At 65.4% G+C, this 26,563-nt stretch carries 29 protein-coding genes; 18 read left to right on the forward strand and 11 right to left on the reverse strand.

Annotated elements, in window-relative coordinates; translation table 11 throughout:
* Positions 1-62 precede the first annotated feature (62 nt).
* From rph to hemW, 3 genes are read left to right on the forward strand one after another with little or no spacing between them, the layout of a single operon-like run.
* Positions 63-776 carry a ribonuclease PH gene (gene rph / locus AC0L3C_RS23275; protein ID WP_027514789.1) on the forward strand — a complete coding sequence of 238 codons (714 nt, stop codon included), beginning with the start codon at positions 63-65 and terminating at the stop codon, positions 774-776.
* An 11-nt stretch (positions 777-787) separates the two neighbouring features.
* Complete coding sequence (rdgB, locus tag AC0L3C_RS23280; protein ID WP_106943971.1) at positions 788-1,423, forward strand: RdgB/HAM1 family non-canonical purine NTP pyrophosphatase; 636 nt, start codon at positions 788-790, stop codon at positions 1,421-1,423.
* A 16-nt stretch (positions 1,424-1,439) separates the two neighbouring features.
* Positions 1,440-2,624 carry a radical SAM family heme chaperone HemW gene (gene hemW, locus AC0L3C_RS23285; protein WP_473264362.1) on the forward strand — a complete coding sequence of 395 codons (1,185 nt, stop codon included), beginning with the start codon at positions 1,440-1,442 and terminating at the stop codon, positions 2,622-2,624.
* A 147-nt stretch (positions 2,625-2,771) separates the two neighbouring features.
* Here the strand turns inward: hemW and AC0L3C_RS23290 are convergent, their stop codons facing one another.
* Positions 2,772-4,025 carry a penicillin-binding protein activator gene (locus AC0L3C_RS23290; protein WP_473264310.1) on the reverse strand — a complete coding sequence of 418 codons (1,254 nt, stop codon included), beginning with the start codon at positions 4,023-4,025 and terminating at the stop codon, positions 2,772-2,774.
* Positions 4,026-4,376: 351 nt separating this feature from the next.
* On the opposite strand from AC0L3C_RS23290, the gene rsmI reads away from it, so the two are divergent.
* The 7 genes from rsmI to AC0L3C_RS23325 all read left to right on the forward strand — a co-directional run bounded on the left by rsmI (position 4,377) and on the right by AC0L3C_RS23325 (position 11,537).
* Complete coding sequence (gene rsmI, locus AC0L3C_RS23295; RefSeq protein ID WP_473409076.1) at positions 4,377-5,327, forward strand: 16S rRNA (cytidine(1402)-2'-O)-methyltransferase; 951 nt, start codon at positions 4,377-4,379, stop codon at positions 5,325-5,327.
* A complete protein-coding gene (locus AC0L3C_RS23300) occupies positions 5,314-5,715 on the forward strand; it encodes a YraN family protein (RefSeq protein ID WP_473264308.1) in 402 nt (133 codons plus the stop codon). The genes rsmI and AC0L3C_RS23300 overlap by 14 nt, the downstream gene beginning before the upstream one ends.
* A 10-nt stretch (positions 5,716-5,725) precedes the next feature.
* Entirely contained in the window at positions 5,726-6,670 is a 945-nt protein-coding gene (gene gshB, locus AC0L3C_RS23305) for a glutathione synthase (RefSeq protein WP_473409077.1), read from the forward strand.
* Between the two features lie 446 nt (positions 6,671-7,116).
* Positions 7,117-7,920 (forward strand): Flp pilus assembly protein CpaB, encoded by an 804-nt coding sequence (cpaB, locus tag AC0L3C_RS23310; RefSeq protein WP_473283659.1) that lies wholly within the window; start codon positions 7,117-7,119, stop codon positions 7,918-7,920.
* A gap of 10 nt (positions 7,921-7,930) precedes the next feature.
* On the forward strand, positions 7,931-9,448 hold the full coding sequence (locus AC0L3C_RS23315; RefSeq protein WP_473283704.1) for a type II and III secretion system protein family protein: 1,518 nt from the start codon (positions 7,931-7,933) through the stop codon (positions 9,446-9,448).
* A gap of 68 nt (positions 9,449-9,516) precedes the next feature.
* Positions 9,517-10,251, forward strand: coding sequence for a CpaD family pilus assembly protein (locus AC0L3C_RS23320; RefSeq protein WP_473264306.1), 735 nt, complete (start codon positions 9,517-9,519; stop codon positions 10,249-10,251).
* Positions 10,248-11,537 carry a CpaE/TadZ family protein gene (locus AC0L3C_RS23325; protein WP_106943964.1) on the forward strand — a complete coding sequence of 430 codons (1,290 nt, stop codon included), beginning with the start codon at positions 10,248-10,250 and terminating at the stop codon, positions 11,535-11,537. Before AC0L3C_RS23320 ends, AC0L3C_RS23325 begins: the two co-directional genes overlap by 4 nt.
* Positions 11,538-11,645: 108 nt before the next feature.
* Here AC0L3C_RS23325 and AC0L3C_RS23330 read toward each other — a convergent pair whose 3' ends face one another.
* Positions 11,646-12,431: a tetratricopeptide repeat protein gene (locus AC0L3C_RS23330; protein WP_473264305.1), complete on the reverse strand. Its 786-nt coding sequence runs from the start codon at positions 12,429-12,431 to the stop codon at positions 11,646-11,648.
* Between the two features lie 80 nt (positions 12,432-12,511).
* A complete protein-coding gene (locus AC0L3C_RS23335) occupies positions 12,512-12,757 on the reverse strand; it encodes a PilZ domain-containing protein (RefSeq protein WP_007598461.1) in 246 nt (81 codons plus the stop codon).
* A 228-nt stretch (positions 12,758-12,985) separates the two neighbouring features.
* Between AC0L3C_RS23335 and AC0L3C_RS23340 the strand changes: the two genes are divergently transcribed.
* From AC0L3C_RS23340 to AC0L3C_RS23360, 5 genes are all read left to right on the forward strand, one after another.
* Positions 12,986-14,524 carry a YifB family Mg chelatase-like AAA ATPase gene (locus AC0L3C_RS23340; RefSeq protein WP_473409078.1) on the forward strand — a complete coding sequence of 513 codons (1,539 nt, stop codon included), beginning with the start codon at positions 12,986-12,988 and terminating at the stop codon, positions 14,522-14,524.
* Between the two features lie 98 nt (positions 14,525-14,622).
* Complete coding sequence (locus tag AC0L3C_RS23345) at positions 14,623-15,090, forward strand: hypothetical protein (RefSeq protein WP_473409079.1); 468 nt, start codon at positions 14,623-14,625, stop codon at positions 15,088-15,090.
* A gap of 140 nt (positions 15,091-15,230) precedes the next feature.
* Complete coding sequence (locus AC0L3C_RS23350; RefSeq protein ID WP_473409124.1) at positions 15,231-17,456, forward strand: ATP-binding protein; 2,226 nt, start codon at positions 15,231-15,233, stop codon at positions 17,454-17,456.
* A 123-nt stretch (positions 17,457-17,579) separates the two neighbouring features.
* Complete coding sequence (locus tag AC0L3C_RS23355; protein WP_473409080.1) at positions 17,580-18,203, forward strand: histidine phosphatase family protein; 624 nt, start codon at positions 17,580-17,582, stop codon at positions 18,201-18,203.
* Positions 18,204-18,259: 56 nt separating this feature from the next.
* On the forward strand, positions 18,260-19,318 hold the full coding sequence (locus AC0L3C_RS23360) for an AI-2E family transporter (RefSeq protein ID WP_473409125.1): 1,059 nt from the start codon (positions 18,260-18,262) through the stop codon (positions 19,316-19,318).
* Positions 19,319-19,379: 61 nt separating this feature from the next.
* Here the strand turns inward: AC0L3C_RS23360 and AC0L3C_RS23365 are convergent, their stop codons facing one another.
* The 8 genes from AC0L3C_RS23365 to hisB form a co-directional block, all read right to left on the reverse strand.
* Positions 19,380-19,619, reverse strand: a complete 240-nt coding sequence (locus AC0L3C_RS23365; RefSeq protein ID WP_473264301.1) for a hypothetical protein — start codon at positions 19,617-19,619, stop codon at positions 19,380-19,382.
* 105 nt (positions 19,620-19,724) lie between these two features.
* On the reverse strand, positions 19,725-20,681 hold the full coding sequence (coaA, locus tag AC0L3C_RS23370; protein WP_007598451.1) for a type I pantothenate kinase: 957 nt from the start codon (positions 20,679-20,681) through the stop codon (positions 19,725-19,727).
* A 20-nt stretch (positions 20,682-20,701) separates the two neighbouring features.
* Entirely contained in the window at positions 20,702-21,028 is a 327-nt protein-coding gene (locus AC0L3C_RS23375; RefSeq protein ID WP_007598445.1) for a phosphoribosyl-ATP diphosphatase, read from the reverse strand.
* A gap of 88 nt (positions 21,029-21,116) precedes the next feature.
* Positions 21,117-21,893 carry an imidazole glycerol phosphate synthase subunit HisF gene (hisF, locus tag AC0L3C_RS23380; RefSeq protein WP_473409081.1) on the reverse strand — a complete coding sequence of 259 codons (777 nt, stop codon included), beginning with the start codon at positions 21,891-21,893 and terminating at the stop codon, positions 21,117-21,119.
* A 10-nt stretch (positions 21,894-21,903) separates the two neighbouring features.
* On the reverse strand, positions 21,904-22,644 hold the full coding sequence (gene hisA, locus AC0L3C_RS23385) for a 1-(5-phosphoribosyl)-5-[(5-phosphoribosylamino)methylideneamino]imidazole-4-carboxamide isomerase (protein WP_473283681.1): 741 nt from the start codon (positions 22,642-22,644) through the stop codon (positions 21,904-21,906).
* Complete coding sequence (hisH, locus tag AC0L3C_RS23390) at positions 22,632-23,282, reverse strand: imidazole glycerol phosphate synthase subunit HisH (protein ID WP_473283683.1); 651 nt, start codon at positions 23,280-23,282, stop codon at positions 22,632-22,634. Before hisH ends, hisA begins: the two co-directional genes overlap by 13 nt.
* On the reverse strand, positions 23,279-23,809 hold the full coding sequence (locus tag AC0L3C_RS23395) for a DUF2628 domain-containing protein (RefSeq protein ID WP_473409082.1): 531 nt from the start codon (positions 23,807-23,809) through the stop codon (positions 23,279-23,281). The genes hisH and AC0L3C_RS23395 overlap by 4 nt, the downstream gene beginning before the upstream one ends.
* Positions 23,810-23,873: 64 nt before the next feature.
* Positions 23,874-24,467, reverse strand: a complete 594-nt coding sequence (gene hisB, locus AC0L3C_RS23400) for an imidazoleglycerol-phosphate dehydratase HisB (RefSeq protein ID WP_456766931.1) — start codon at positions 24,465-24,467, stop codon at positions 23,874-23,876.
* A 191-nt stretch (positions 24,468-24,658) separates the two neighbouring features.
* On the opposite strand from hisB, the gene hslV reads away from it, so the two are divergent.
* From hslV to AC0L3C_RS23415, 3 genes are all read left to right on the forward strand, one after another.
* On the forward strand, positions 24,659-25,219 hold the full coding sequence (hslV, locus tag AC0L3C_RS23405) for an ATP-dependent protease subunit HslV (protein WP_473264296.1): 561 nt from the start codon (positions 24,659-24,661) through the stop codon (positions 25,217-25,219).
* Positions 25,220-25,435: 216 nt separating this feature from the next.
* Entirely contained in the window at positions 25,436-25,921 is a 486-nt protein-coding gene (locus AC0L3C_RS23410; RefSeq protein WP_473409083.1) for a GNAT family N-acetyltransferase, read from the forward strand.
* Positions 25,918-26,535, forward strand: coding sequence for a DUF2585 domain-containing protein (locus tag AC0L3C_RS23415; protein ID WP_275168973.1), 618 nt, complete (start codon positions 25,918-25,920; stop codon positions 26,533-26,535). Before AC0L3C_RS23410 ends, AC0L3C_RS23415 begins: the two co-directional genes overlap by 4 nt.
* The last annotated feature ends 28 nt before the right edge of the window (positions 26,536-26,563 follow it).

Here is a 26,563-nt window from a genome sequence, read left to right on the forward strand (position 1 = left end):
ACCCTCACCCCCCCTACAAGCACCGCCAACAGCCCTTTTCCGAGAGTTTTGGAGGATTTCCCATGCGGCCAAGCCGCCGTGCGCCCGACGAATTGCGCCCCGTGACGCTGGAGCGCGGCGTGGTCAAATATGCGGAAGGCTCGTGCCTGGTGAAGTTCGGCGACACCCACGTGCTGGTCACCGCCACGCTGGAAGACCGCCTGCCGCCATGGCTCAAGGGCCAGGGCCGTGGCTGGGTCACCGCCGAATACGGCATGCTGCCGCGCGCGACCTCGGAACGCACCCGCCGCGAGGCCTCCGCAGGAAAGCAGAGCGGCCGCACTGTTGAAATCCAGCGCCTGATCGGCCGCTCGCTTCGCACCATCATCAATCTCGAAGCGCTCGGCGAGCGCCAGATCACGGTCGATTGCGACGTGCTCCAGGCCGACGGCGGCACCCGCACGGCCTCGATCACCGGCGCCTGGGTCGCCCTCGCCGATTGCATCACCTGGATGAAGGCGCGCAACATGGTCAAAGCCAATGTGTTGCGCGACAACGTCGCCGCGATCTCCTGCGGCATCTACAAGGGCACGCCCGTGCTCGACCTCGACTATGCCGAGGACTCCGAGGCCGATACCGACGCCAACTTCGTCATGACGGGTGATGGCCGCATCATCGAAGTCCAGGGCACCGCGGAACGCGAGCCGTTCACGGAAGCCGAGTTCCTGGCGTTGATGGCGCTGGCGCGCAAGGGCGTGGCGCGTCTGGTGGACTTGCAGAAACTGGCGGTAGCGTAGTCAATAGTCCGATGCATCGCCGAATCACCGGAAAGCTGGTCATCGCGACCCACAATCCCGGCAAGCTCGCCGAGATGAAGGAGCTGCTCGCGCCTTACGGCATCGATGCGGTGTCGGCCGGCGAGCTCGGTCTTCCCGAGCCGGAAGAGACCGGAAACGATTTCCGCAGCAACGCCGCGATCAAGGCGATCGCGGCAGCGCAGGCGACGAAGCTGCCGTCTTTCGCCGATGATTCCGGCATCGTGGTCGACGCCCTCGACGGTGCGCCCGGCATCTACTCGGCGCGCTGGGCCGGCCCGAACAAGGATTTTGCCGCGGCAATGGCGCAGATCGAACGGCTGTTGCAGGAGCGTGGCGCGACCACGCCCGCCAAGCGCAAGGCGCATTTCGTTTCCGCGCTCTGCGTTGCATGGCCCGACGATCATCTCGAAGAGGTCGAGGCGCGCGTCGACGGCACGCTGGTGTGGCCGCCGCGCGGCACCGCCGGCTTCGGCTACGACCCGATGTTTTTGCCCGACGGCCACAGCCGCACCTTCGGCGAGATGGAGAGCATCGAGAAGCACGGCCTGCCGCCGCTCGGTCTCGGCCTGTCGCATCGTGCCCGCGCCTTCGTGAAACTGGCGGAGATCTGCCTTGAGCCGCGCTAGAGCGCTTTCGAGCGAAGTGGATACCGGTTCGCGCCAGGAAAACGCGTCAAAACAAGAATCCGAAGCCTTCGGCGTCTACGTGCACTGGCCGTTCTGCCTGTCGAAGTGCCCCTATTGCGACTTCAACAGCCATGTCCGCCACGCCGCGATCGACGAGGCGCGTTTTGCGTCAGCATTCGCGCGTGAGATCGAAACGACCGCGCAACGTTCGCCCGGCCGCGAGGTCACCTCGATCTTTCTCGGCGGCGGCACGCCATCCCTGATGCAGCCTGCGACCGTCGGCGCTGTGCTCGATGCCATCGGCAAGCACTGGACCGTGGCGAAAGACGTTGAAGTCACGCTGGAGGCAAACCCAACCAGCGTCGAAGCCACGCGCTTCGCCGGCTATCGCGCCGCCGGCGTCAACCGCGTCTCGCTCGGCGTGCAGGCGCTCGACGATGCCTCGCTGAAGGCGCTGGGCCGCATGCACAGCGCGCGCGAGGCCCTCGACGCGGTCGCCATCGCGCGCCGCTCGTTCGATCGTTATTCGTTCGACCTGATCTACGCCCGTCCCGACCAGACGCCGGCGATGTGGGCCGATGAATTGCGTCTCGCGATCGACGAGGCAGCCGAGCATCTGTCGCTCTATCAGTTGACGATCGAAGAAGGCACGCCGTTCTTCGGCCTGCATCAGGCCGGCAAGCTGAAGACGCCGGATGAAGCGATCGCACGCGCGCTCTACGACGTCACGCAGGAAACCTGCGACAAGCTCGGCCTGCCCGCCTACGAGATTTCAAATCACGCGCGGCGGGGCGCCGAGTGCCGGCACAATCTGGTCTACTGGCGCGGCGAGGAATATGCCGGCATCGGCCCCGGTGCCCATGGCCGGCTCGACATCGACGGCATTAGGCACGCGACCGCTACCGAGAAGCGTCCCGAGGCCTGGGTGATGCGGGTCGAGACCAACGGGCACGGCGTCGTCACTGACGATCTCCTCAACAGCGAAGAGCGCGCCGACGAATTTCTGCTGATGGGGTTGCGCCTTGCCGAGGGCATCGACCCCGAGCGCTACCGCGCGCTGTCAGGCCGCTCGCTCGATCCCAAGCGCATCACGCTGCTGCGCGAAGAAGGCGCGATCACGGTGGATGCAACGGGGCGGCTGCGCGTGACCAGCAGCGGTTTTCCGGTGCTGGACGCAGTGGTCGCGGATCTCGCGGCGTAAGGTCTCGACCGAATTCGGCGGTGCGGCTCCCTCGCCCGCTTGCGGGAGAGGGTTGGGGAGAGGGTGTCTCCGGGACAACCGCTAGAGGAAAGAACCCTCACCCGGCGCTACGCGCCGACCTCTCCCGCAAGCGGGAGAGGTGAACCATCAAGCCCCAAAACTCTTCGGCGAGCCGGCCACGGCTACGCCGCCGCCCGTCGTGACCTTCATCACCGCGAGGCCCCGCTCATTGGTGCCGTCGGCGCGGAAGCGGAACAGGCCGTCGATGCCGGCGAAGCCGGAAGGATTGGTGAGCACGTCGGACGAGAAGCGCGTGGTGCCTTGCGTGCGCGCCAGCGCGGCGACCAGGGCAACCGCATCATAGGCGAGCGTTGCGGTGCGCACGGGCTCGGCGCCGTATTTGGTGCGATAACGGCCGGAGAAGGCGCGGAAACCGGCCGGGTCCGGCGCGGCGTAGAGGCCGCCTTGCAAGCTCGAACTGGCATAGACGCGCGGACTGTCCCACAGGCCGGTGCCGAGCAGCTGGATATTGCGCAGGTTAGCACCCGCGGCGCTCAACGCATCGGCGACAGAGACGACGGCGTCGCCATCATCGGCGATGAACAGCGCATCGGCGCTGCCGAGCTGCTGCGCCACGGTCCGGGCCGGCGTGGCGCGATCGGCGCCGTATTTCTCGAATGCGACGATGCGCCCGCCGCGGCGCGGCACTGCCGCCTTGACCGCGGCCTCGACCACATTGCCATAGGCATTGTCCGGCACCAGAACGGCGACGGAGCGCTTTCCGATGCTGGCGGAATATTCGACGATGCGGTTGACGTCGGACTCCGGCAGGAAGCTCAGCAGATAGACACCGCGGCCGGCGATGCTGGAATCGGTCGAGAACGCTATCACCGAAATGCCGCGCGTACGCGCGATCTGCGCCACCGCAGGCACCGATTGCGCGAACAGCGGCCCCAGGATGATCTCGGCGCCCTCGTCGACCGCCTGCTGCGCGCTCGCCTGCGCGCCCTGCGGGCTGCCATTGTCGTCCTTGATCAGGAGCTGGATGTTGGGATTCTGGAACTCGGCCAACGCCATCTCGGCGGCATTGCGCATCGACTGCGCAGCGAGGCCGGCATTGCCGGATGCCGACAGCGGCAGGATCACGGCAACCTTCACCCCGCCGGTGCCGGCGGTCGTCGCCTGCTGCGGCGGGCCAGCCGGCTGGGCGGGAGGCGGAGAGGAACTGCTGAACGGATTGGAGAACTGGCTCAGGCTCTGCTGCACGCCGGCGCAGGCCGACAGCAGCGGCGCGCCGAGCAACAGGCCGAGCGCGCTTCGCCGGGTCGCCCCTGACATCAGGGGCCCCTGAACGGGAGACTCCTCCGAAGAGGAATATCTGGGATCACGTGGGCCCGTCATGACAGTTTCTCTTCTGACCGACCGTCGCCAGCCGGTCACGACATCTTTCCACGACACCGGCCATGGATTCAGGCATATTGTCGGCAAATAGTTAACTCAAACAAAAGGATAATGCCCGCTTAACGCGGCTTCCTCTCAAGTTCTGGCTCGCTGTCCGCCGTCCGTCACCCAGCATCAAGGCGGCGTTTCCGCCGCGAATATGGCGCTGACGCTTCATTCCCTCGGGAATGTGATGTCGAGTGGATCACATTCCAGTCCTTCCTCGCCCCTTGCCTCGCCCCTTGCCCAGGCACGATCTTTTTCCGGGGACCGGTTCCCAGCCCCGGGGATCATGCCTAAGTTCGTCTGATTATGCGCGCAAAGCCGTCCCCGATAAATACACCTGAGACGACGGAGCCCGCCTCGCGCGGTTTCTCCATCGACGCCCATCGGCTTGTCGCGCCGAAGGCCGCACCGGGCCTGCACCTGGTCGCGACCCCCATCGGCAATCTCGGTGACATCACCCTGCGGGCGCTGCAAACCCTCGCCGGGGTCGATGTCATCGCCTGCGAGGACACCCGCATTACGCGACGTCTGACCGAGCGCTACGACATCTCCGCGCAGCTCAAGCAGTATCACGAGCATAACGCGGAAGCGGCCCGCCCGAAGATCCTGGAGCGGCTTTCGCAGGGCGGCTCGATCGCGCTGGTGTCGGACGCCGGCACGCCGCTGATCTCGGACCCCGGCTACAAGCTGGTGCGCGAGGTCTGCGCCGCCGGCCACGCGGTCTACGCGCTGCCCGGTCCGTCCTCGGTGCTGGCGGCGCTGTCGGTCGCAGCGCTGCCGACCGACCGCTTCTTCTTCGAAGGCTTCCTGCCGGCGAAATCGGCCGCGCGGCGGTCGCGCCTGGCCGAGCTTGCGCGCATCGATGCGACGCTGGTGATGTTCGATTCCGGCAACCGCGTGCAGGACACGCTCGCCGAGCTCGCCGAGATCATGGGGACCCGCGAAGCCGCGATCTGCCGCGAGCTGACGAAACTGCACGAGCAGATTTCGCGCGCGACGCTGCGTGAGCTCGCGCGCGGCGCCGACACGCTGGAGACGCGCGGAGAATTCGTGCTGGTGATCGCTCCGCCTGCGGCGGATGCCGAGATGCTGACATCGGACGCGCTCGACGACGTCCTGCGCGAGCAGCTCGCCGCGAACAGCGTCAAGGATGCGGTCGCGCATGCGGTCGCGCTCTCGGGCCGGCCGCGCCGCGAGGTCTATGCCCGCGCGCTCGAGCTTGCCAAAGATCTGCGGGGCGGCGATGGCGAAGACTAACGCCCCGGCGGAACCGAAAATCGCCTCGCCCGAGCGCGTCGCCGCGTTTCGCACCGGCATCTCCGCGGAAAGCCGCGCCGCGGCCTATCTCATGGCCAAGGGTTACCGCATCCTCGCCAAACGCTACCGGACGCCGCATGGCGAGATCGACATCGTGGCGCGCCGCCGCAATTTGATTGCCTTCGTCGAGGTCAAGGCGCGCGCGACGCTGGACGACGCCGCCTTCGCGGTGACGCCGCGCCAGCAGCAGCGCATCATCGACGCCGCGCAAGGCTGGCTCGTCGCGCATCCCGAGCATGCGGAATTTGAAATGCGATTCGATGCCATGCTGATTGCGCCGCGGTCACTTCCACGCCATGTGTTGGCGGCATTCGACGCCTCGACCTGAAAGGCAGACCATGAAACTGAACGTCGCCGTCCAGATGGACCCCATCGCCCGCATCAACATCAAGGGTGATTCCACCTTTGCGCTGCTCCTGGAGGCTCAGAAGCGCGGCCACGGCCTGTCCTATTACACGCCCGACAAGCTCTCGATGGTCGGCGAGGAGATCGTCGCTCCCGTTCAGCTGCTCACCGTGCGCGACGAGCCCGGCAATCATTTCACCCTGGGCGAACCCAGGCGCGAGGCGCTCAACGGCTTCGACGTGGTGCTGCTGCGCCAGGATCCGCCGTTCGACCTCGCCTACATCACCTCGACGCACCTTCTCGAACGCATCCATCCGAAGACGCTCGTCGTCAACGATCCCGCCTCGGTGCGCAACGCGCCGGAGAAGCTGTTCGTGATGAACTTTCCGCAGCTGATGCCGCCGACGCTGATCTCGCGCGACCTCGGCGAGATCAACGCGTTTCGCGACAGGCACGGCGCCGTCGTCATGAAGCCGCTGCACGGCCACGGCGGCGCGGCGGTGTTCCGCGTGATGCCGCAGGACATGAATTTCGGCTCGCTGTTCGACATGTTCTCGGTGACATTCAAGGAAGCCTGGGTGATCCAGCAGTTCATCCCCGAGGTGAAGCACGGCGACAAGCGCATCATCCTGATCAACGGCGAGTTCGCCGGCGCCGTGAATCGCGTCCCGGCCGCTGACGACCTTCGCTCCAACATGGTGCGCGGCGGCGCAGCGCAGGAGACCGAGCTCACGCCGCGCGAGCGCGAGATCTGCGCCACCGTCGGCCCGGCGCTGCGCGAGCGCGGGCTGTTGTTCGTCGGCATCGACGTCATCAACGGCAACCTCACCGAGATCAACGTGACCTCGCCGACCGGCATCCGCGCCATCGCGCGGCTCGGCGGACCGGACGTTGCCGCAAAGCTCTGGGACGTGATCGAGCAGAAGCGGGCGAAGTAGGGGAGCGCACTACCTCTCCAACGTCGTCCTGGCGAAGGCCGGGACCCATAGCCACAGGGCGTGGTTTGGCGAAGACTCGTCGTTGGTACTTCTGTCTTCTACAATCGAGAGATCACGCGGTATGAGTCCCGGCCTTCGCCGGGACGACAGCGATGGTGTGGCGCATTGCTTCCGGCTCTTAGCCATGACACCGCACCCGCACATCACTAACCACGCATTCACCATGACGCGGCGCGCATCGTTCGAACGCACGGGCCGCGACTGCGTGAAACTACGGGGCCAGTGGCCGACCGGCTAACGCGACGTTCACCATCTGCCGAAAGACCCCAGCGCGGCCAGCGCTCACATTCGGCCTCGCAACACCGCTTATACTTTTACTGCCTACTCATCGACGTTGGGGAACCCGCCAGGTGCGGTTCGAGTGCCCTGCGTAAGAGTAGAAGCGTATGAACACCGCACGCATTGTCGTTCTCGTCATCGCGCTGGGCGCCGGCGGCGTCGCTGCGTATCTGGCGAGCGGCTATGACAACAAGCCCGCGCCCGTTCTCCCCGTCGCCGAGAAGCTGCCGACGGTCGAGGTGCTGGTCGCCAAGAACGACATCCAGCTCGGTCAAGCCGTGAAGCCCGAGGACCTGCAATGGCAGGTCTGGCCGGCGGCGACCGCGAGCAGCGCCTTCATCCGCCGCGACAACAGGCCCGAGGCGCAGATCCAGATCGCAGGCTCGATCGCACGCGTGCCGTTGATGCAGGGCGAGCCGATCCGCGAGCAGAAGCTGGTCAAGGCCGACGGCTCCGGCTTCATGGCCGCGATCCTGCCGTCGGGCATGCGCGCCGTCTCCACCGAGATTTCAGCAGAGACCGGCGCCGGCGGCTTCATCCTGCCGAATGACCGCGTCGACATCGTGCTGACCCGCCGCCTGAAGAATCCTGACGGGGCCGCCGGTAACGACCTCATCCTGTCCGAAGCGATCCTGACCAATATCCGCGTGCTCGCGATCGACCAAGCGCCAAAGGAAAAGGACGGCCAGAATGCCGTCGTCGGCAGGACCGTCACGCTCGAGCTCAAACCCGACCAGGTCGGCACGCTATCGGCGGCGCGCCAGGGCGGCACGCTGACACTCGCGCTGCGCAGCATCGTCGATGCCAACTCGGTCGACAGCGCGCCCGAGGACCTGGCGAGCAAGCGGTCGGGCGGGGTCAACGTGATCCGCTACGGCGTACAGGCGCGGCAACTGACGTCACAGAAGTGATGGGGATATGATGAACTACGGGGATGATCGGACGGGCATGCGCATTCGGGGGAATCGCGCGCGCTCGTTCTGGACGGGGACGATGCTGATCCTGGGGCTCCTCGCAGCCCCCGATATCGTCAGCGCCGCAGATGCGCCGGTCGGCGACCAGGCGCCGATGCAGGCAGCGGATATCGATGTGTCGCCGGTCGGAACGATCGTGCCTGCGAAGACGCGCTTCCTGTCGCTCGGCGTCGGCAAGTCCGCCGTCATCGACCTGCCGCGCGACGTCAAGGACGTGCTGGTCGCCGATCCCAAGATCGCCAATGCCGTGATCCGCTCGGCCCAACGCGCCTATATCATCGGCGGACAGGTCGGCCAGACCAACGTCGTGTTCTTCGCCGCCGACGGCCAGCAGGTGGCTGCCTACGACATCGCGGTGAAGCGCGATCTCAACGGCATGCGCACGGCGCTGCGTCAGTCGCTGCCGGGCGTGCAGATCGAAGGCGTGGGCGACAGCGTGATGCTGACCGGCTCGGTGTCGAGCCCGGTCGAGGCGCAGCAGGCCGGCGACGTCGCCGCCAAACTGGTCGGCGGCTCCGAGAAGGTGGTCAACAACATCGTCGTGCGCGGCCGCGACCAGGTGATGCTCAAGGTCGTCGTCGGCGAAGTGCGCCGCGATATCGTCAAGCAGTTGGGCGTCGATCTCAGCGCCAGCCTGAACGCCGGCACCGCAGTGGTGAACTTCAACAATTCCAACCCGTTCTCGGTCAGCGGTGGACCGATCGTCAGCAACAACGGATTAGGTGTCGCCGGCCTCACCAAGGGCTTCGCGACCGTCAGCGCCACGATGCGCGCGATGGAAAGTGCCGGTGTCATGCGCACGCTCGCCGAGCCGAGCCTGACCGCGATCTCCGGCGAATCCGCCACCTTCATCGCCGGCGGCGAATTCCCCATTCCGTCGGGCTATGCCTGCGATCCTGTCACCCACGTTTGTACCACCCAGATCACCTACAAGAAGTTCGGCATCTCCCTGAACTTCACCCCGGTCGTACTGAGCGAGGGCCGGATCAGCCTGCGGGTGATGACCGAGGTGTCCGAGTTGTCGAACCAGAGCGCCATCACGGTGACCCAGGCGCTGTCGTCGAGCTCGACCAACTCGATCACGATTCCCTCGATCCAGACCCGTCGCGCCGAAACGACACTGGAAATTCCCTCGGGCGGTTCGATGGCGATGGCCGGCCTGATCCAGCAGCAGACCAAACAGGCGATCAACGGCCTGCCCGGCGTCGACCAGGTGCCGATCATCGGCGCGCTGTTCCGCAGCCAGGACTTCGTCAACAACGAAACCGAGCTGATGGTGATCGTGACCCCCTATGTGGTGCGCGCGGTGGCTCAGAAGGAACTGTCCCGGCCCGACGACGGCTTTGCGCCGGCCTCTGACGCCCAGACGGCGCTGCTCGGCCGCATGAACCGCCTCTACGGTATCGCGCGCCGCGTCGATCCGATCGCGGGCACGCCCGGCGATTTCGGCTTCATCATCGACTGATGGCGAACGGACGGCTTGGGGAACGGGACAAGAGACGGGCGAGAGATGGGGCACGAGGGGACGAAGCGATGACGAAGACCATGGCCGATCGACGTCGCAAGTTGAGCGTCGCGCTGGCGCTGACGGGGCTCTCCGTCATGCTGGGCGCCTGCAACACCACCGGCGAGATCGTCACCCAGACGGTGCCGACCGACTATCGCCAGCGTCACCCGATCGCGGTCGAGGAAGCCAAGAAGTCGATCGTGATCTTCGTCGGCAAGGCTCGCGGCGGCCTCTCGGCCGCGCAGCACGCGGACGTCGCCGGCATTGCCCGGGACTGGGTGCGCGAAGGCACCGGCTCGGTCGTGGTCGACGTCCCCGCCAACGCCGCGAATTCGCGCGCGGCCGCAGCGACCTATCACGAGATCCGTTCCGTGCTCGCATCCGTCGGCGTGCCCTCGCGTGCCATCGTCCAGCACCCCTATCGGCCCGAGGATCCCGGACTGCTGCCCACCATCCGCCTGAGCTATTCCCGGATCGCCGCGGTCGCCGGCCCCTGCGGGCTGTGGCCGGAAGATATCGGCCCCTCCATCCTCGACCCCGGCTACAACGAGAACCAGCCCTATTTCAATCTGGGCTGCGCCAGCCAGCGCAACCTCGCGGCCATGATCGACAATCCGGCCGACCTCGAGCAGCCGCGGTCCGAGACGCCGGCCTATAACGCACGGCGCGACATGGCCTTCGAGCGCTATCGCAAGGGCACGCCGATCGGGACCACCAATCCAGACGCCGACAAGGCCAAACTCAGCGACACAGGCAGATGACACGCGTCCACGACGAAGAAGCGGACGATCCGCAGCACCCCGAGGAACACATTGCGCCGGTTCCTCGCATCTCCGTGCAGGCCTTTTGCGAGACCGAGCAGACGCTCGCCGCGGTGACCGCGGCCGGGCAGGATCGCCGTCTCGCCAAGGCGCATCTCACCGCCAAGGACGGCGGCCTCGCTGCGGCCATCGAAGTCTATGAAACGATGCCGACGCCGAACGTCATCGTGATCGAATCCGACGGCACGCGCGACATCCTCGAGGGCCTCGACGACCTCGCCGGCGTCTGCGATCCCGGCACCCGTGTGGTCGTGATCGGCAATCCCAACGACACCGCGCCCTATCGCGAGCTGGTCCGCCGCGGCGTCAACGACTATGTGGTGGGACCGGTCGAAACGCTCGACGTCGTCCGCTCGATCTGCAGCCTGTTCTCGGCGTCCGAAACCATCATCACCGGCCGCGTCATCGCGGTGGTCGGCGCCAAGGGCGGTGTCGGTGCCTCCACCGTCGCGCACAATGTGGCCTGGACCATCGCCCGCGACCTCGCGCTCGATTCCGTCGTGATCGATCTCGACCTCGCCTTCGGTACCGCGGGTCTCGACTACAACCAGGACCCGGTGCAGGGCATCGCCAATGCGGTGCTGTCACAGGATCGGCCGGACACGGCTCTGATGGAGCGTCTGCTCTCCAAATGCACCGAGCGGCTCAGCCTCCTTGCTGCGCCTGCCACCCTCGACCGCGTCTACGATTTCGGCGCGGAGGCCTTCGACGCGGTGTTCGACACGCTACGGATGACCACGCCCTGCATCGTGCTCGACGTTCCCCACCAATGGTCCGGCTGGACCCGACGCGCGCTGGTCAACGCGGACGACATCGTGATCGTGGCCGAGCCCGATCTTGCGAACCTGCGCAACACCAAGAACATGCTGAACGTGTTGAAGGCGGCGCGGCCGAACGACCGGCCACCGCTCTACTGCATCAACCAGGTCGGCATGCCCAAGCGTGCGGAGATCGAGGTCAAGGCCTTCGCCAAGACCATGGAGAGCCAGCCTATCGCGGTGATCCCGTTCGATTCGAAGCTGTTCTCGACCGCGGCCAACAACGGCCAGATGATCGCGGAGGTCTCCAAGAGCCACCGCACCACCGAGCTGTTCCAGAACATGGCGAACCGCCTTGCCGGGCGCGGCGAGGTGAAGAAGCCGAAGCGCTCGCTGCTCGGCCCGCTGCTGAAGAAGCTGAAGGGCAGGTCGGGGCGCGGATCAGCCCCGCATCGCAAGGCGTCGTAGGGACAAGAACTGAGCTCTCTCCGCTCCCTTCCCCCTTCTGGGGGAGGGAACGCACCTCCCTCGGTGCGCTCGGCGAGGCTCAATCTGTCGAGCTCAGGAACGAGCCGGTTACTTCTCCGCCCGCTGCTGCTTCTTCACCAGCAATTGCCGCAGCGCCGTGACCTTTGCCGCCGCTTGATCCGGCGGCAGGTCGGCCTTCACGATGGTCTCCGCCTCGGCCTGCTTTCCTTCCAGTCCCAGCACGAGCGCGAGATTGGCGCGCACGCGCGAATCGGCGGGATTGCGCGCGTGCGCACGGCGCATCGTTTCCTCTGCCCGCGGCAGATTGTTCTGCAGCATGTAGGACAGTCCGAGATTGGACAGCACCGACGGCTCGTCCGGCACGATCTTCAGCGCGGCGGCGTAGTATTGCTGCGCTTCCTCGTTGCGGCCGAGCTGATCGAGCGCGGCGCCCTGCGCCGACAGAATATGCCAGTCGGGATCCTCGGGCGAATGCGCGCGACCGAGGACGTCGAACGCCTGCTGGAAACTGCCGCTGTCGGCGAGCGCGCGGCCATAGCCGGCGAGCAGCGCCTTGTTGTTGGAATGGGTGAGCACGGCCTGCTCCAGCACCGCGAGCGCCTGCGCGCGCTGGCCGGTCTGACGCAACGCCTTGCCGTATTCGAGCGCGATGTTGGGATCGCCAGGTTTGGCGCGATAGCGCTCGCGCAGCGCGTCCATGTCCGGCCTCACGTCGGGCTTGGTGTCGGCCCTGCCAGCCGTGTCCGACTTTCCGCCGAGCGCGCCGGTGATGTCTTCGATGCCGGTGGTCTGACAGCCGCCGAGGGCCAGGATCAGAAGCGCGGAAAACAGATATCTCGCCGGAGGAGAGGCGACGGACGAACGCTTGGACATACTCTGATCACTCGGCGACTGATCAGAGATGCTTACCGATTAACGCTAAAGTCCCGTTAAGGCGGGGCGCTTCCGATGGCTCAGTCGGTGAATTCAGCGCCGAACTCGCAGCCGATGCGCCAGCGCAGGCGGCACTGGCGGGAATAGTCGGGTGCGAAGATGATGGTGAATTGCGGCGGCACTTCCAGAAATTCCGCCACTACTTTCACGCCGCCATCCGAAATATCGGTGATCGTGCAGTCCCGCGGCAGCGAACCCGCGCCAAAATGAATCTTGGCGAGCCGCGTGCACATCCGTCGTTCGCTTCTCCGGCGATTTGCAAGCATTTGAATTGTTCACCCGTTAGACCACGGCCCATCCCGCACCCCTAGGAGTAGCGGACATTCGTTGGAATGTGCTGAGCAGAGCAGCTTGCATTCGAGGCGTAGTGTCTTCGTCGTGTTTACGATCGGTTAGGGCCTTCCAGGCCCCCTCAACACGTTCCCGTATTGTTCTTGCAAGGACTGGCCCGCTCTGCTACCCCTAATTGTGCAAAAGGGCAGGCTGGTTCGGGCATGGTTCAGCGGGTTTCTACCGTCGCCTTTGAGGGGATCGAGGCCCGCGCGGTCGACGTGCAGGTGCAGGTCGCGCCGGGTCTGCCGGCCTTCGCGATCGTCGGTCTCCCGGACAAGGCGGTGTCGGAGGCGCGCGAGCGGGTCCGCTCGGCGCTGATCGCCTCGGGGCTGGCGCTGCCGGCGCGGCGGATCACCGTCAATCTCGCGCCCGCCGATCTGCCCAAGGAAGGCAGCCATTATGACCTGCCGATCGCGCTCGGGCTGATGGGGGCGATCGGCGCGATTCCACCGGATGCACTGACCGGCTTCACCGTTCTGGGTGAGCTTGGCCTCGACGGATCGATCGCGCCGGTGGCCGGTGTCCTTCCTGCCGCAATCGGCGCCAATGTGCGCGAGGAGGGGCTGATCTGTCCGGCGGCTTGCGGCTCGGAAGCGGCATGGGCGAGCCCGGACATCCAGATCATCGCCGCAAGTTCGCTGATCCAGATCGCGAACCATTTCAAGGGAACGCAGGTGCTGTCGCGGCCGGTGCCGAAGGTGCATGAAGCAGCAAGCTCGCCCCTCGACCTGCGCGACATCAAGGGCCAGGAGAGCGCCAAGCGGGCGCTGGAGATCGCGGCCGCCGGCGGTCATCACCTGCTCATGATCGGCGCGCCCGGCGCCGGCAAATCGATGCTGGCGGCACGCCTGCCCTCGATCCTGCCACCGTTGTCACCGGGCGAGTTGCTCGAGGTTTCGATGATCGCCTCTGTTGCCGGCGAGATCGAGGGCGGCGCGCTGACGGCGCGGCGGCCGTTTCGCTCGCCGCATCATTCCGCCAGCATGGCCGCGCTTACCGGCGGCGGCATGCGCGCACGGCCCGGCGAGATCTCGCTCGCGCATCAGGGCGTGCTGTTCCTCGACGAGCTCCCCGAATTCGATCCGCGCGTGCTGGATTCGCTGCGCCAGCCGCTGGAGAACGGCGAGGTCTCGGTCTCCCGCGCCAACCACCGCGTCACCTATCCCGCGCGCTTCATGCTGGTCGCCGCGATGAATCCCTGCCGCTGCGGCAATGCATTCGAGCCCGGCTATGCCTGCAAGCGCGGCCGCATCGATCGCTGCACCGGCGACTACCAGGCCCGCATCTCGGGGCCGCTGATGGACCGCATCGATTTGCGCATCGAGGTTCCCGCGGTGACCGCGGCCGATTTGATCCTGCCGCCGCCGGCGGAGGGCTCGGCCGAAGTCGCCGCGCGCGTGGCCGCCGCGCGCGACATCCAGCTCGCGCGCTACGCGGACGCCGGCCTGCCGAAGGTTCGCACCAACGCCGAAGCCCCGGCCTCGGTGCTGGAGGAGATCGCCAAGCCGGATGCGCAAGGCCAGAAGCTGCTGCGCGACGCCGCCGAGACCATGCGGCTGTCGGCGCGTGGCTATCACCGCGTGCTGCGGGTGGCGCGCACGCTGGCCGATCTCGACGGCGCCGACAAGATCGGCCGGCTGCATCTGGCCGAAGCACTGTCCTATCGCGCACTCGCGGAGGATGTGCGGCAGCTGGTGTGATCATTCCGCGCATCAACCCGGCGGTAACGAGTTTCCTTTACGCTCTGCAAACCATAAGGCCCATCAGTTCCCGTACAGGGCCCGGCGAGTAGCGTGTCATGTTGCGTTTCAAGATCCTGGCCTCGGTTATTCCCGTTTTGGCGGCCGCGGTGTTTGCCCGCAGCGAGATCGGATCGGTCTCGCATCCCTGCATCGCCCTCGGCGACACCTCGGTCGAGCTGACGTCGCTGTTCTGGACCGCCGGCGTGCATGTCGCCTTCACGGATGATCCCGCGCGCGCCACGGTGCGGGTTCAGATCACCGAGGATGCGGACGCTGCCGACTTCGCGGTCGTCGACGACGGCCTCGGGTCGGAATCGGAGTCCTGCCAGGCCAACCCCTCGACGCGCCTGATCTCGATTGCCGCGCAGCCCGTCGACGGCGGCCAGGTGGTCTATCTCTCCACCGAAGGGCCGGCGGATTACCGCGTCTATGTGCGCTCGAAAACCTTCTCGCAGCGCGAGGCCGCGGCGCTAATCGTCGGCGCCCGCGGCGGCCACCATCATCTCCAGGCCGCCTCGCTTTGAGCCGCCTCGCTTTGCGCCGTTAACGCCTCGTCAACCCTGTTTGGAGGCGGTCGCGACACCTCAAACTGTTCGCAAGGTCGGCGGCACATCGTCGTTTACAGCGAGCACAGGTTTTTACGAAAAGAGTCGGGTCGGTGGCGATGGATCGGACGTTCCGGATCAAGGTGCGCATGCGCCGCTTCAGGCGACAGTACCCCAGAATCGCCTTCGCGATCCGCTCCATCATGATCTTCTCGGCGACCTTCGGCGGCGCCTATGGGTTTGTCTCCGGCAGCCGGTCCGAGACGTCCGGCTACGATCCCAATGCGTTTGCGATCGGCGTCAGCTTCCTGTTCGCGCTCGCCTGCCTCGGCCTCGCCACGCTCAGCATGCGCCTGCGCTTCGTCAACAAGCGGATGCGTGCACTGGCCGCCCACAACGAAACGCTGATCGACCGCAATTGGGAGCTGAAGGAAGCCGAAGAACGCGCTCGCAGCCTGTTCGAACAGCAGGGCGATCTGATCGTGCTGCGTGACACGAGCGGCCGCATCACCTTCGCCAACGACGCCTATTGCGCGCTTGCCGGACAGGCGCGCCGCGCGCTGGTCGGCACGTGCTTTGATTTCGACGTGCTGGAGCAGGGCGACAGCGCCCGCGAGAGCAACGGAACGCGGATTCACGACCAGAAGATCGCAACCCCGCTCGGCGGGCGCTGGATCGCCTGGCGCGAAGGCTATGTCCGGCTCGACGCCGGCCAGCCCGCCGAATTGCAGAGCGTCGGACGCGACGTCACCGACCGCACCGAGACGGAACGTGCGCTGTCCGACGCCCGCGATCAGGCCGACGCCGCCAACCGGGCCAAATCGCGCTTCCTGGCCATGGCCTCACACGAGATCCGCACGCCGCTCAACGGCATCATCGGCATGGGCGGGCTGCTGCTCGACACCTCCCTGACGCCGGAGCAGTCGACCTACGCCAGGGCCGTGAAGACCTCGGGCGAAGCGCTGATGGCGCTGATCGAGGAGTTGCTCGACTATTCCAAGATCGAAGCCGGCAAGCTCGATCTCGAGCAGCGTCCCTTCGCGCTCTCAGGCCTAATCGAGGACATCACCGAGCTACTCGCGCCCCGCGCGCAGGCGAAGCAGCTCGAGATCGCCGCCTATGTCGACGAACGGCTGCCGCTCGAAGTGGTCGGCGATGCCGCGCGGCTGCGCCAGGTGCTGCTCAACCTCGCCGGCAACGCCATCAAGTTCACCGCGAGCGGCGGCGTCGCGCTGATCGTCGAGCCCGGCATCTGGCCGAACGAGATCAGCTTTCTGGTGCGCGACACCGGCATCGGCATCGCGCCGGAAGCGCAACAGCGCATTTTCCGCGAATTCGAGCAGGCCGACGAACGCGTCGCCCGCACCTATGGCGGCACCGGCCTCGGTCTCGCCATCAGCGAGCGCATCGTCAAGCGCATGGGCGGCCGCATCACGCTCACGAGCGAGCCGGACAAGGGTTCGACCTTCGAAGTCGCGATTCCGCTCGCGTCAAAGCACGTCGATCCGGAACAGACGGCATTCCCCAGTCCCGATCTCGCGGGCAAGTCGATCCTGCTGATTGCCGACGGCATCGAGGCGTCACTGATCGCGCGGCGACTCGAGCGCTGGGGCGGCCAGACCTGCATGGTGACGGACGCCGCGGTGGCGGAAGCGCTGCTGCCGGAACGCTCATGGCATTCGGTGCTGATCGATCGCGCGCTCGGCACCGCCATCGCCGACCGCCTCGGCGAAGCCGCACGCAGCCATGCGACGCAACGCCTCGTGCTGCTGACGTCCGGCTCGCGCCACGAGAAACTCTCGCCGGCCTTCACCGGCTTCCTGGTGAAGCCGCTGCGCGCGGCCTCGCTCGCCGCACGCCTCGCGCTGCCCCCGGAGGTCGCCTCGCCCGATCTCGCGCCGGAGCCATCAGCCCCATCCACCGGCCCGGTACCGGCGAAAGGCCTGTCGGTTCTCGTCGCCGAGGACAACGAGATCAATGCGCTGTTGATGCGCTCGCTGCTGACGAAACTCGGCCACCGCGTCGTCATCGCGATCAATGGCGAGGCCGCGTTGGAATCCTGGCTCGGCGCGGCATCGGCCAGCACGCCCTATGATCTCGTGCTGATGGACATCCAGATGCCGCAGCTCGATGGCATCGAAACGACGAAACGAATCCGAGCGCATGAGGCCACCAAAGGTGGCCACCACACGCCGATCCTGGCGCTCACCGCCAATACGCTGGTGGAGGATCGCTATGCCTGCTTTGAAGCGGGCATGAACGGGTTTCTGATCAAGCCGCTCGATCGCGAGAAGCTGGAAGAGGCGCTGGCCGGACTGGCGGCGGCGCGGCAGCTGGCGGTTTGATACAGGACCGCTCGACGTTTCCGCGCATGGGAACTTCATATCCATCGGCATTCGAGAATTGAAATCGACCCCGCTGCACGTCACCATCCTCCAAGGGGCGTTTTCAAGAAGAGGATGTCGGACATGAAACTGCTTTGCTGCCTCGCCATTGTCCTGCTCTCTGGATCCACCCCCGCCGCGGCCGATAGCTCGGAACTGATCGCCTCGCTCAAGCAAGGCGGCTACGTGCTGGTGTTTCGGCACACCGCCACCGACGACAGCCAAAAGGATGTCTACCCTTTCAAGTTCGACGACATGAGCGCCCAGCGGCAGCTCAGTGAAAAGGGCCGCGACATGGCGCGCCAGATCGGGACGGCCATCAAGGAACTCGCAATTCCGATCGGCGACGTCTACACCAGCAAGCTGAACCGCGCGATCGAGGCGGGCAGGCTGATCTCCGGCCGCGAGGTCAAGCCGGTCGATGCGTTGACGGACAGCAGCAACGCGAGTGCGTCGGGCATGGCAAATCCGACCGGTGCAAACGCAAAGGCGGGCCAGGCCGTGCGGCAGCTCGTCGACGCGCCGCGCAAAGCCGGCACCAACACCTTCCTGGTCACCCACAAGACCAACATCGCCGATGCCTTCGGCAAGGAAGCCGGGGACGTGCAGGAAGGCGAAGCTTTCGTCTACAAGGCCGGCGGCTCGGGTCCCGCAACCTTTGCAGGACGCATCAAGTTCGCCGACTGGACCGCGAAAGCAGACAAGTGACGGCCCGGACTTCAGGTCCGGATCATACTTCTTGCAACAAAAGGGCTGGCGAACACGTGAGAACATCGGAAGACCGCTCATTCCTCATCTTGCTTGCCGCGATCTCCCTTGCGTTCGGGTGGGTGCTCTGGCCGTTCTCCGGCGCGTTGTTGTGGGCCACGCTTCTGGCGATCATCTTCGCACCGCTCTATCGACGCGCCCTGGAAATGCTTCCGGGAAGGCGCAACCTTGCTGCATCGTTCACTGTCGTCGTCGTGATCGTCATGGTCCTCATCCCCGTGGCGGTCGTCATCGCCTCGCTCATCGACCAGGGTGGGGAGCTCTATCAGCGCGCTCAGAGCGGGGAGATCAGTTTCGCTCATCCCCTGCAGCAGCTGAAATCCGCGCTGCCCGCCTGGGCTGCGTCCCTGTCGGATCGTTTGGCCGGCATCGATTTTTCGGCCCTGAAGGAACGTCTGTCGAGTCTGGTCGTTCCTGCCGGCCAACAGCTGGCGGGACACGCCATCAACATCGGTCAGTTGACGCTGGAATTCGTCGCAAGCTTGCTCGTGATGTTGTACCTGCTGTTCTTCCTGCTCCGCGACGGTGACGAGCTCAATGCACGGATCCGCGACGCGCTGCCGCTGCGGCCAAGCCACACCAGCGAGATTCTGAATGCGTTCACCCTCGCGGTTCGCGGGACGATCAAGGGGATCGTTCTCGTTGCGCTGATTCAGGGAGCGCTTGGCGGGCTGATTTTCTGGGTGCTCGGCTTGACTGCCCCACTGCTGGCGGGCGCCCTGATGGCGCTGCTCTCGCTGCTGCCCGTGCTCGGCTCCGCCCTGGTTTGGGTTCCGGTCGCACTATACCTGCTGGTGGCAGGCTCAGTCACGAAAGGGATCATCCTGCTCGCTTTCGGGACGTTCGTGATCGGTCTTGCGGACAATTTTCTCCGCCCGATCCTGGTCGGCCAGTCGATCCAAATGCCGAGCTATGTCGTGCTGCTCGCCACCGTAGGCGGCCTTGCGGCGTTCGGAGCGAACGGGTTCGTCATCGGCCCACTCGTCGCCGCGATGTTTCTCACGGCGTGGCACATCTTCGTCAGCTCGAAAGCGCGACAGGAGGTCCGGAAATGATCGTCATGTCGAGTTACTATCCGGCGGTCAGCCGAGCGCTGAATCCGGTCACCCCCGAATGCTATGCGGCGTGAGCAGGAAACCGCGGCGCAGAGAGCTTATCCGGCCGCACCGGCGTGCCCTCGAATTTGGTGTCTGCCTGGGCCGCGCGCTTGCAATGCGGGCACACGAAAAGATGCGCGATGATCGGGGTCGGCTCGTCGGCCAGCAGCTCGGAACGGAACCACTTCATCTCGATATGGCAGTCCGGGCATATCGGTGCTTCGAGATGCTCGGCAGCGCTTCTGAGACGATCAACCATGGGGCCCGTGTGCGTTTCCGAAAGCCATAACCAAATACCCATCGCCGGTCTGCAACAAAAGATACTCAGCCCGAAATTTAACAAGGGCTGCATTCATCAAGGCTGTTACAGCCGCCTGAGCGCCACGCTCGCCACCGTGTGATCGGCGCCCTTCTTCAGGATCAGCGTCGCGCGGGGGCGGGTCGGCAGGATGTTGTCCTCGAGATTGGCGAGGTTGGTGCGTTCCCAGATCGCGATCGCGGTGGCGGTGGCTTCCTCGTCCGACAACAGCGCATAGCGGTTGAAGTAGGATTTTGGATTGGTGAACGCGGTGTCGCGCAGCGACAGGAAGCGCCTGATGTACCACTGCCGCAGCGCGGCCTCGTCGGCGTCGATATAGACCGAGAAATCGAAGAAGTCGGAGACCACGGGCACCGCCTTGCCGTCACGCGGCAGCTTGCCGGTCTGCAGCACGTTGACGCCCTCGACGATCAGGATGTCGGGCTGGTCGATCTCGGCCCACTGGTTCGGCACGATGTCGTAGGTCAAATGCGAATAGACCGGCGCCCGCACATGGCGGCGGCCGGCCTTGATGTCAGAGAGGAAGCTGAGCAGCAACGGCAGGTCGTAGCTCTCCGGAAAACCTTTCTTCTGCATGATGCCCTGCCGTTCCAGCACGGCATTGGGATACAGAAATCCGTCGGTGGTGATCAGCTCGACCTTGGGACGCGGCGACCAGCGCGCCAGCAGCGCCTGAAGCACGCGGGCCGTGGTGGATTTTCCAACCGCGACCGAACCGGCGACGCCGATGATGTAGGGCATCTTGCGGTCGCGGATGTTCAGGAACTGGCGCTCCGCGTAATACAGCCGCTGCATCGCATCGACATAGATCGACAGCAGGCGCGACAGCGGCAGGTAGATGTCCTCGACTTCCTGCAAATCGAGGCGGTCGTGCAGCGAGCGCAGCCGGTCGAACTCGCCCGGCTCAAGCGTCATCGGCGTGTCGTCGCGGAGTCGCGACCACTCCTCGCGCGTATAGACGCGGTACGGATTATACTGCTGCTCGGGTGCGCGGATATCCATGACGCGATTCTCCACCTCGGCTAGCTGCCGCCCTTGCGCGACGCCTTTTCTTCCAACCCTGACATATTGGTCCGCTTGTCCAATGCGGCCTCGACCTCTTCCAGCTTTACGCCGCGGGCCTTGAGCAGCACAAGGAAATGATAGAGCAGGTCGGCGCCTTCGGCGATCAGATGCGCGCGATCGTTTTCGACTGCTGCGATTACGGTTTCGACTGCCTCCTCACCGAACTTCTTGGCGCAATGTTCGGCGCCCTTGTCGAGGAGCTTGCGGGTATAGGACGCCTCGCCACCCGCTGCCGCGCGGGCGTCGATGGTCTCGGCCAGATCGTGGATCGTGAAACGCGGCATACAAAGCACTCGGATTGGCCGGTAATCTGGCGGGATCAGCATCAGCCGGTCCCCGCCGATCATGTAGCATTTTTATGGACGGGAGTCGTCAGGCATCGAGGCGCATGGGCAGCCCGCGCCGGGACATGTGCTCCTTGGCTTCGCGAATGGTAAATTCCCCGAAGTGGAAGATCGAGGCAGCCAGCACGGCGGTGGCGTGGCCGTCGCGAATACCGTCGACGAGGTGGTCGAGATTACCGACGCCGCCCGAGGCGATCACGGGAACGGGAATGCTGTCGGCGATGGCCCGGGTCAGCGGGATGTCAAAACCCTGTCGTGTGCCGTCGCGGTCCATCGAGGTGAGCAGGATTTCACCGGCGCCGAGCGAGACCACCTCCTGGGCATATTCGATGGCGTCGATGCCGGTCGAGTTGCGACCGCCATGGGTGAAGATCTCCCAGCGCTCCCCGCCACCGGCGCGCTTGACCCGCTTGGCGTCGATCGCGACCACCACGCACTGCCCGCCAAATTTCTCGGCGGCTTCCTTGACGAACTCACGCCGTGACACCGCGGCGCTGTTGATCGAGACCTTGTCGGCACCGGCGCGCAGGAGGGTCTTGATATCGCTGACCTCACGCACACCGCCGCCGACGGTCACAGGCATGAAGCAGGCTTCCGCGGTACGCCGGACCACGTCCAGCATGATGCCACGGTTCTCATGGGTCGCGGTGATGTCGAGGAAAGTGAGCTCGTCGGCGCCGGCGGCGTCATAAGCAATCGCCGCTTCGACGGGGTCACCGGCATCGCGCAGGTCGACGAAGTTGACGCCTTTGACGACGCGGCCATCCTTGACGTCGAGGCAGGGGATCACGCGCACCTTGAACATCGGATGTCTCCTAGGCCGCGGCGCGGATCAGGGTGAGGGCGGCTGCGGGATCGAGCCGGCCATCGTAAAGCGCGCGACCGGCGATCGCGCCGGCGAGCTTTTTCGCGCGCGGCGCCAGCATCGCCTTGACGTCTTCGATCGAGGCGAGGCCGCCGGAGGCGATCACGGGAATCGAGATCGCATCCGCCAGCGCGATGGTCGCATCAAGATTCAGGCCCTTGAGCAGGCCGTCGCGCGCGATGTCGGTGAAGATGATGGCGGCGACGCCGGCATCCTCGAAACGCCGTGCGATCTCCAGCACCGTCACCTGCGAGGTCTCGGCCCAACCTTCGACCGCGACCTTGCCGTCACGCGCGTCGAGCCCGACCGCGACGCGGCCGGGGAATTTTTTTGCAGCAGCCTTCACCAGTTCAGGATCGCGCACCGCGGCGGTGCCGATGATGACACGGGTGATGCCTTTGTCGAGCCAGGCTTCGACAGTCGCGAGATCGCGAATGCCGCCACCGAGCTGCACCGGAATCGTGATCGTCTTCAGCATCGCCTCGACGGCCTGCGCGTTCACCGGCTTGCCGGCAAACGCGCCATCGAGATCGACGACGTGGAGATACTCGAAGCCCTGCGCGACGAAGCTCTCCGCCTGCGCGGCGGGATTGAGGTTGAACACGGTCGCGCGCGCCATGTCGCCCTGTTCGAGGCGCACGCATTGGCCGTTCTTGAGGTCGATCGCGGGAAAGAGAATCACGGTTTCCATCGCAAAAAGTTCGAGATCAGGGCCAAACCAAAGCGCTGGCTCTTCTCGGGGTGAAACTGCGTCCCGATGGCCGTATCCTTGCCGACGATCGCGGTGATGGGCCCGCCGTAATCGGCGCGCGCGAGCACGTCCGCCTCGTCGGCGGCGTTGAGGTGGTAGGAGTGCACGAAATAGGCGTGCTGGCCCTTGGGGCCGAGCGGCAGCCTATCCAGCACCGGATGCTCGCGCAGCACATCGAGCGTATTCCAGCCCATGTGCGGGATCTTGAGGCTCTCGTCGCGCGGCGTGATCTTCTCGACGTCGCCGCCGATCCAGTTCAGGCCTTGCGTGATGACATGCTCCTTGCCGCGGGTGGCGAACAGCTGCATGCCGACGCAGATGCCGAACATCGGCCGCGCCTTGACGCGCACCGCTTCGGTGATCGCCTCGACCATGCCGTTGACCGCATCGAGCCCACGCCGGCAATCGGCGAAGGCGCCGACGCCCGGCAGCACCAGACGGTCGGCGCTGTAGGCCTGGTCCGGATCGCTGGTGACGAACACTTTTTGCGGGTTATCCATGCTGCGCGCGGCGCGCTCGAACGCCTTGGCGGCCGAATGCAGATTGCCTGAACCGTAATCGATGATGGCGACGCTCATCTTGACCCTCCCGGTTCTGGAAACAAACCAATGATGCCGCCCGCCGGCATCGGCGGCGGGTTGGAGAATTGCTGACCCGGCACGTTGCGGGTCGGCGGCGGGCCGCCGCGATCGACGGCCCATTGATCGTTGACGATGCCGCGCTGCTTCTGGCTCCAGCGCTCGAAGAAGCGGCGCTCGGCGGTGTCCTCATCGTCGGAAATGACCACGTCGAGCTGGCGCCATTTACCGCGCGACAGCGTCCAGCGGCGCAGGCTGGAGGCTTCGAATCCCATCAGCAGCGCGACGATGACGTCGGCGAAAAAGATCGACGAACGGCCGACGCCGAGGCTGGACAGCCCGACGTTGAACGCGGCAACGAAGATCACCCAGCCGATCAGCGCCAGCCATAGCCGATTCCACAGCAGCCAGAGCGGGCCGAAGATCATCGCCCAGAAATGGAAGCCGTCGCGCACGAAGACGAATCTGTCGGTCGCGCGCAGATCGGCTCCGGCTGGGGAGGGAGCATGAACTGTGTAGACGGACATGGCGATGCCCCGTTCCCAAGAATTCAGTGATACCGCAAGCGGCGCGGGCCGCGGGCCGAAGATGTCAGCCGCCGAGCGAGCCCTTGGTGGACGGGATTTCGCCCACCGCCTTCGGGTCGATCGCGACCGCCGTCCGCAGCGCCCGCGCCAGACCCTTGAAGCAGGACTCGGCGATATGGTGACTGTTATCGCCATATAGGGTCTCGACGTGAAGAGTCACGCCGGCGTTCATGGCGAAGGCCTGGAACCATTCGCGCACCAGCTCGGTGTCGAACTCGCCGATCTTGTCGCGGGGGAAGTCGACCTTGAACACCAGGACGGGGCGGCCCGAGATGTCGATGACCACGCGCGACAGCGTCTCGTCCATGGGCATGTGCACGCCGGCATAGCGGGTGATGCCCGCCATGTTGCCGAGCGCCTGCTTGACGGCCTGGCCGAGCGCGATGCCGGTGTCTTCGGTAGTATGGTGATGATCGATGTGCAGATCGCCGACCGCCTTGACCGTGAGGTCGATGCGGGAATGGCGGGCGAGGAGATCGAGCATATGGTCGAAAAAGCCGATACCGGTCGCGATATTGGACACACCGGTGCCATCGAGGTTCACGGTGACCTCGATGTCGGTTTCCTTGGTCTTGCGCTTGATCGTCGCGGTGCGCATCAAAACTGGCTTTCATCCTCGTTCGGGGCCGAAAACGCCGGTCTTTTAACAGCCAAATGACGCCTTCGCTACTGCGGGAACGGCTGGCCGGGCCTCTACTTCTGCCTATGGTGAGCGAAATTGGTCCCGGAGCGGCCCGTTGTGCCCCCGCTCCCGACCGCCTAAATCAGCCCGGACAACGAGGATCATTCATGCAGGCTTCCCAGAACAGCTCGCCGGTCTGGCACGGCACCACGATTTTGACGGTCCGCAAGGGCGGCACGGTGGTGGTCGGCGGCGACGGCCAGGTCTCGATCGGCCAGACCGTGATCAAGTCCAACGCCAGGAAGGTCCGGAAACTCGGCAAGGGCGACGTCATCGGCGGCTTTGCCGGCGCCACCGCCGATGCCTTCACGCTGTTCGAGCGCCTGGAAGCCAAGCTCGAGCAATATCCGGGGCAATTGACCCGGGCCGCGGTCGAACTCGCCAAGGACTGGCGCACCGATCGTTATTTGCGACGGCTGGAGGCCATGATGATCGTGGCCGACAAGGACGTTTCCCTGGTGCTGACAGGCACCGGCGACGTGTTGGAGCCCGAAGCCGGCGTGATGGCGATCGGCTCCGGCGGGAATTACGCACTGGCGGCCGCCCGCGCCCTGCTCGACACCGACAAGGACGCCGAGACCATCGTCCGCCGCTCCCTCGACATCGCCGCCGACATCTGCGTCTACACCAACCGCAATGTGACCGTCGAAGCGCTGGCGGCCGGCTAGGGCTGTGGGGTTGGACTCGGGCCAACGTTCCGACAAGGTGCGTTCCCTCCCCCCTTGTGGGGGAGGGCTAGGGAGGGGGGTAGCCCAGGAAAAAGTGCCGGATGATACAACGAGCGCGGGCGCGCGACGGAAAGAGTCCCCGTGTGGCACCCCTCTCCCTGCCCCTCCCCCACAAGGGGGGAAGGAACGGAGAGAGCGTTACTATCGGCCGAACTCATGACGTCCGCCTACACCTTCCGCTCGATGACCGCGGCTGACCTGCCGCTGATCCGGCGATGGCTGGGCGAAGCACATGTGCGGGACTGGTGGGGCGATCCGGACGAGCAGTTCGCGCTCGTGAGCGGCGATCTCGACGAGCCCGCAATGGACCAGTTCATCGTGTTGGCCGGCGGCAAGCCGTTCGGCTATCTTCAATGCTACCGCCTGACCGCCTGGAATACGGATCTTGGGCCGCAACCGGAGGGCACCCGTGGCATCGATCAATTCATCGGCGAAAGCGACATGATCGGGCGCGGGCACGGCTCGGCATTCATCCGCCAATTCGCCGACGCGCAGCTGCATCAGGGCCTGCCCCGCATCGTCACTGACCCCGATCCGCTCAATGCCCGTGCCGTGCGTGCCTATGAGAAAGCCGGCTTTGTCCGCGACCGCATGGTCGAGACGCCTGACGGGCCGGCACTCCTGATGGTGCGCGAACCATGACGCTGGCAACCACGCATGAGAGCAGGGCCGCGTTTCCACCGCTCGCCTGGGTCGGCATCGCGCTGCTGCTGCTGGCGATGCAGGCCTCGATCCTGCTTGCGATGGGCCGGGTGCCGATCTGCACTTGCGGCTATGTCAAGCTGTGGCATGGCGTGGTGAACAGCTCGGAAAATTCGCAGCACATCGCCGACTGGTACACCTTCTCGCACATCCTGCACGGCTTCCTGTTCTACGGACTGACCTGGCTGCTGTTCGCACGCCTGCCATTCGTGTCTCTGTCCTGGCCGGCGCGCCTGATCGTCGCGATGCTGATCGAAGGTGCCTGGGAGATCGTCGAGAACTCGCCTTTCATCATCGAACGCTACCGCGCCGGCACGATCTCGCTGGATTATTTCGGCGACAGCATCGTCAATTCGGTTTCTGACAATTTGTCCATGATGCTGGGCTTCCTCGCCGCGCGCCTGCTGCCTGTATCGGTGACCGTCCTGCTCGGGCTCGCCTTCGAAATCATGCTGGCGCTCCATATTCGCGACAATCTGACGCTCAATATCCTGATGCTGATCCATCCGATCGAGGCCGTGAAACAATGGCAATCGGGCCCGCCGATCATCTGACGGCAAAAAAAGCGGCTTGTCCCGCCCC

This window comes from Bradyrhizobium sp. WSM4872 (assembly GCF_055811715.1).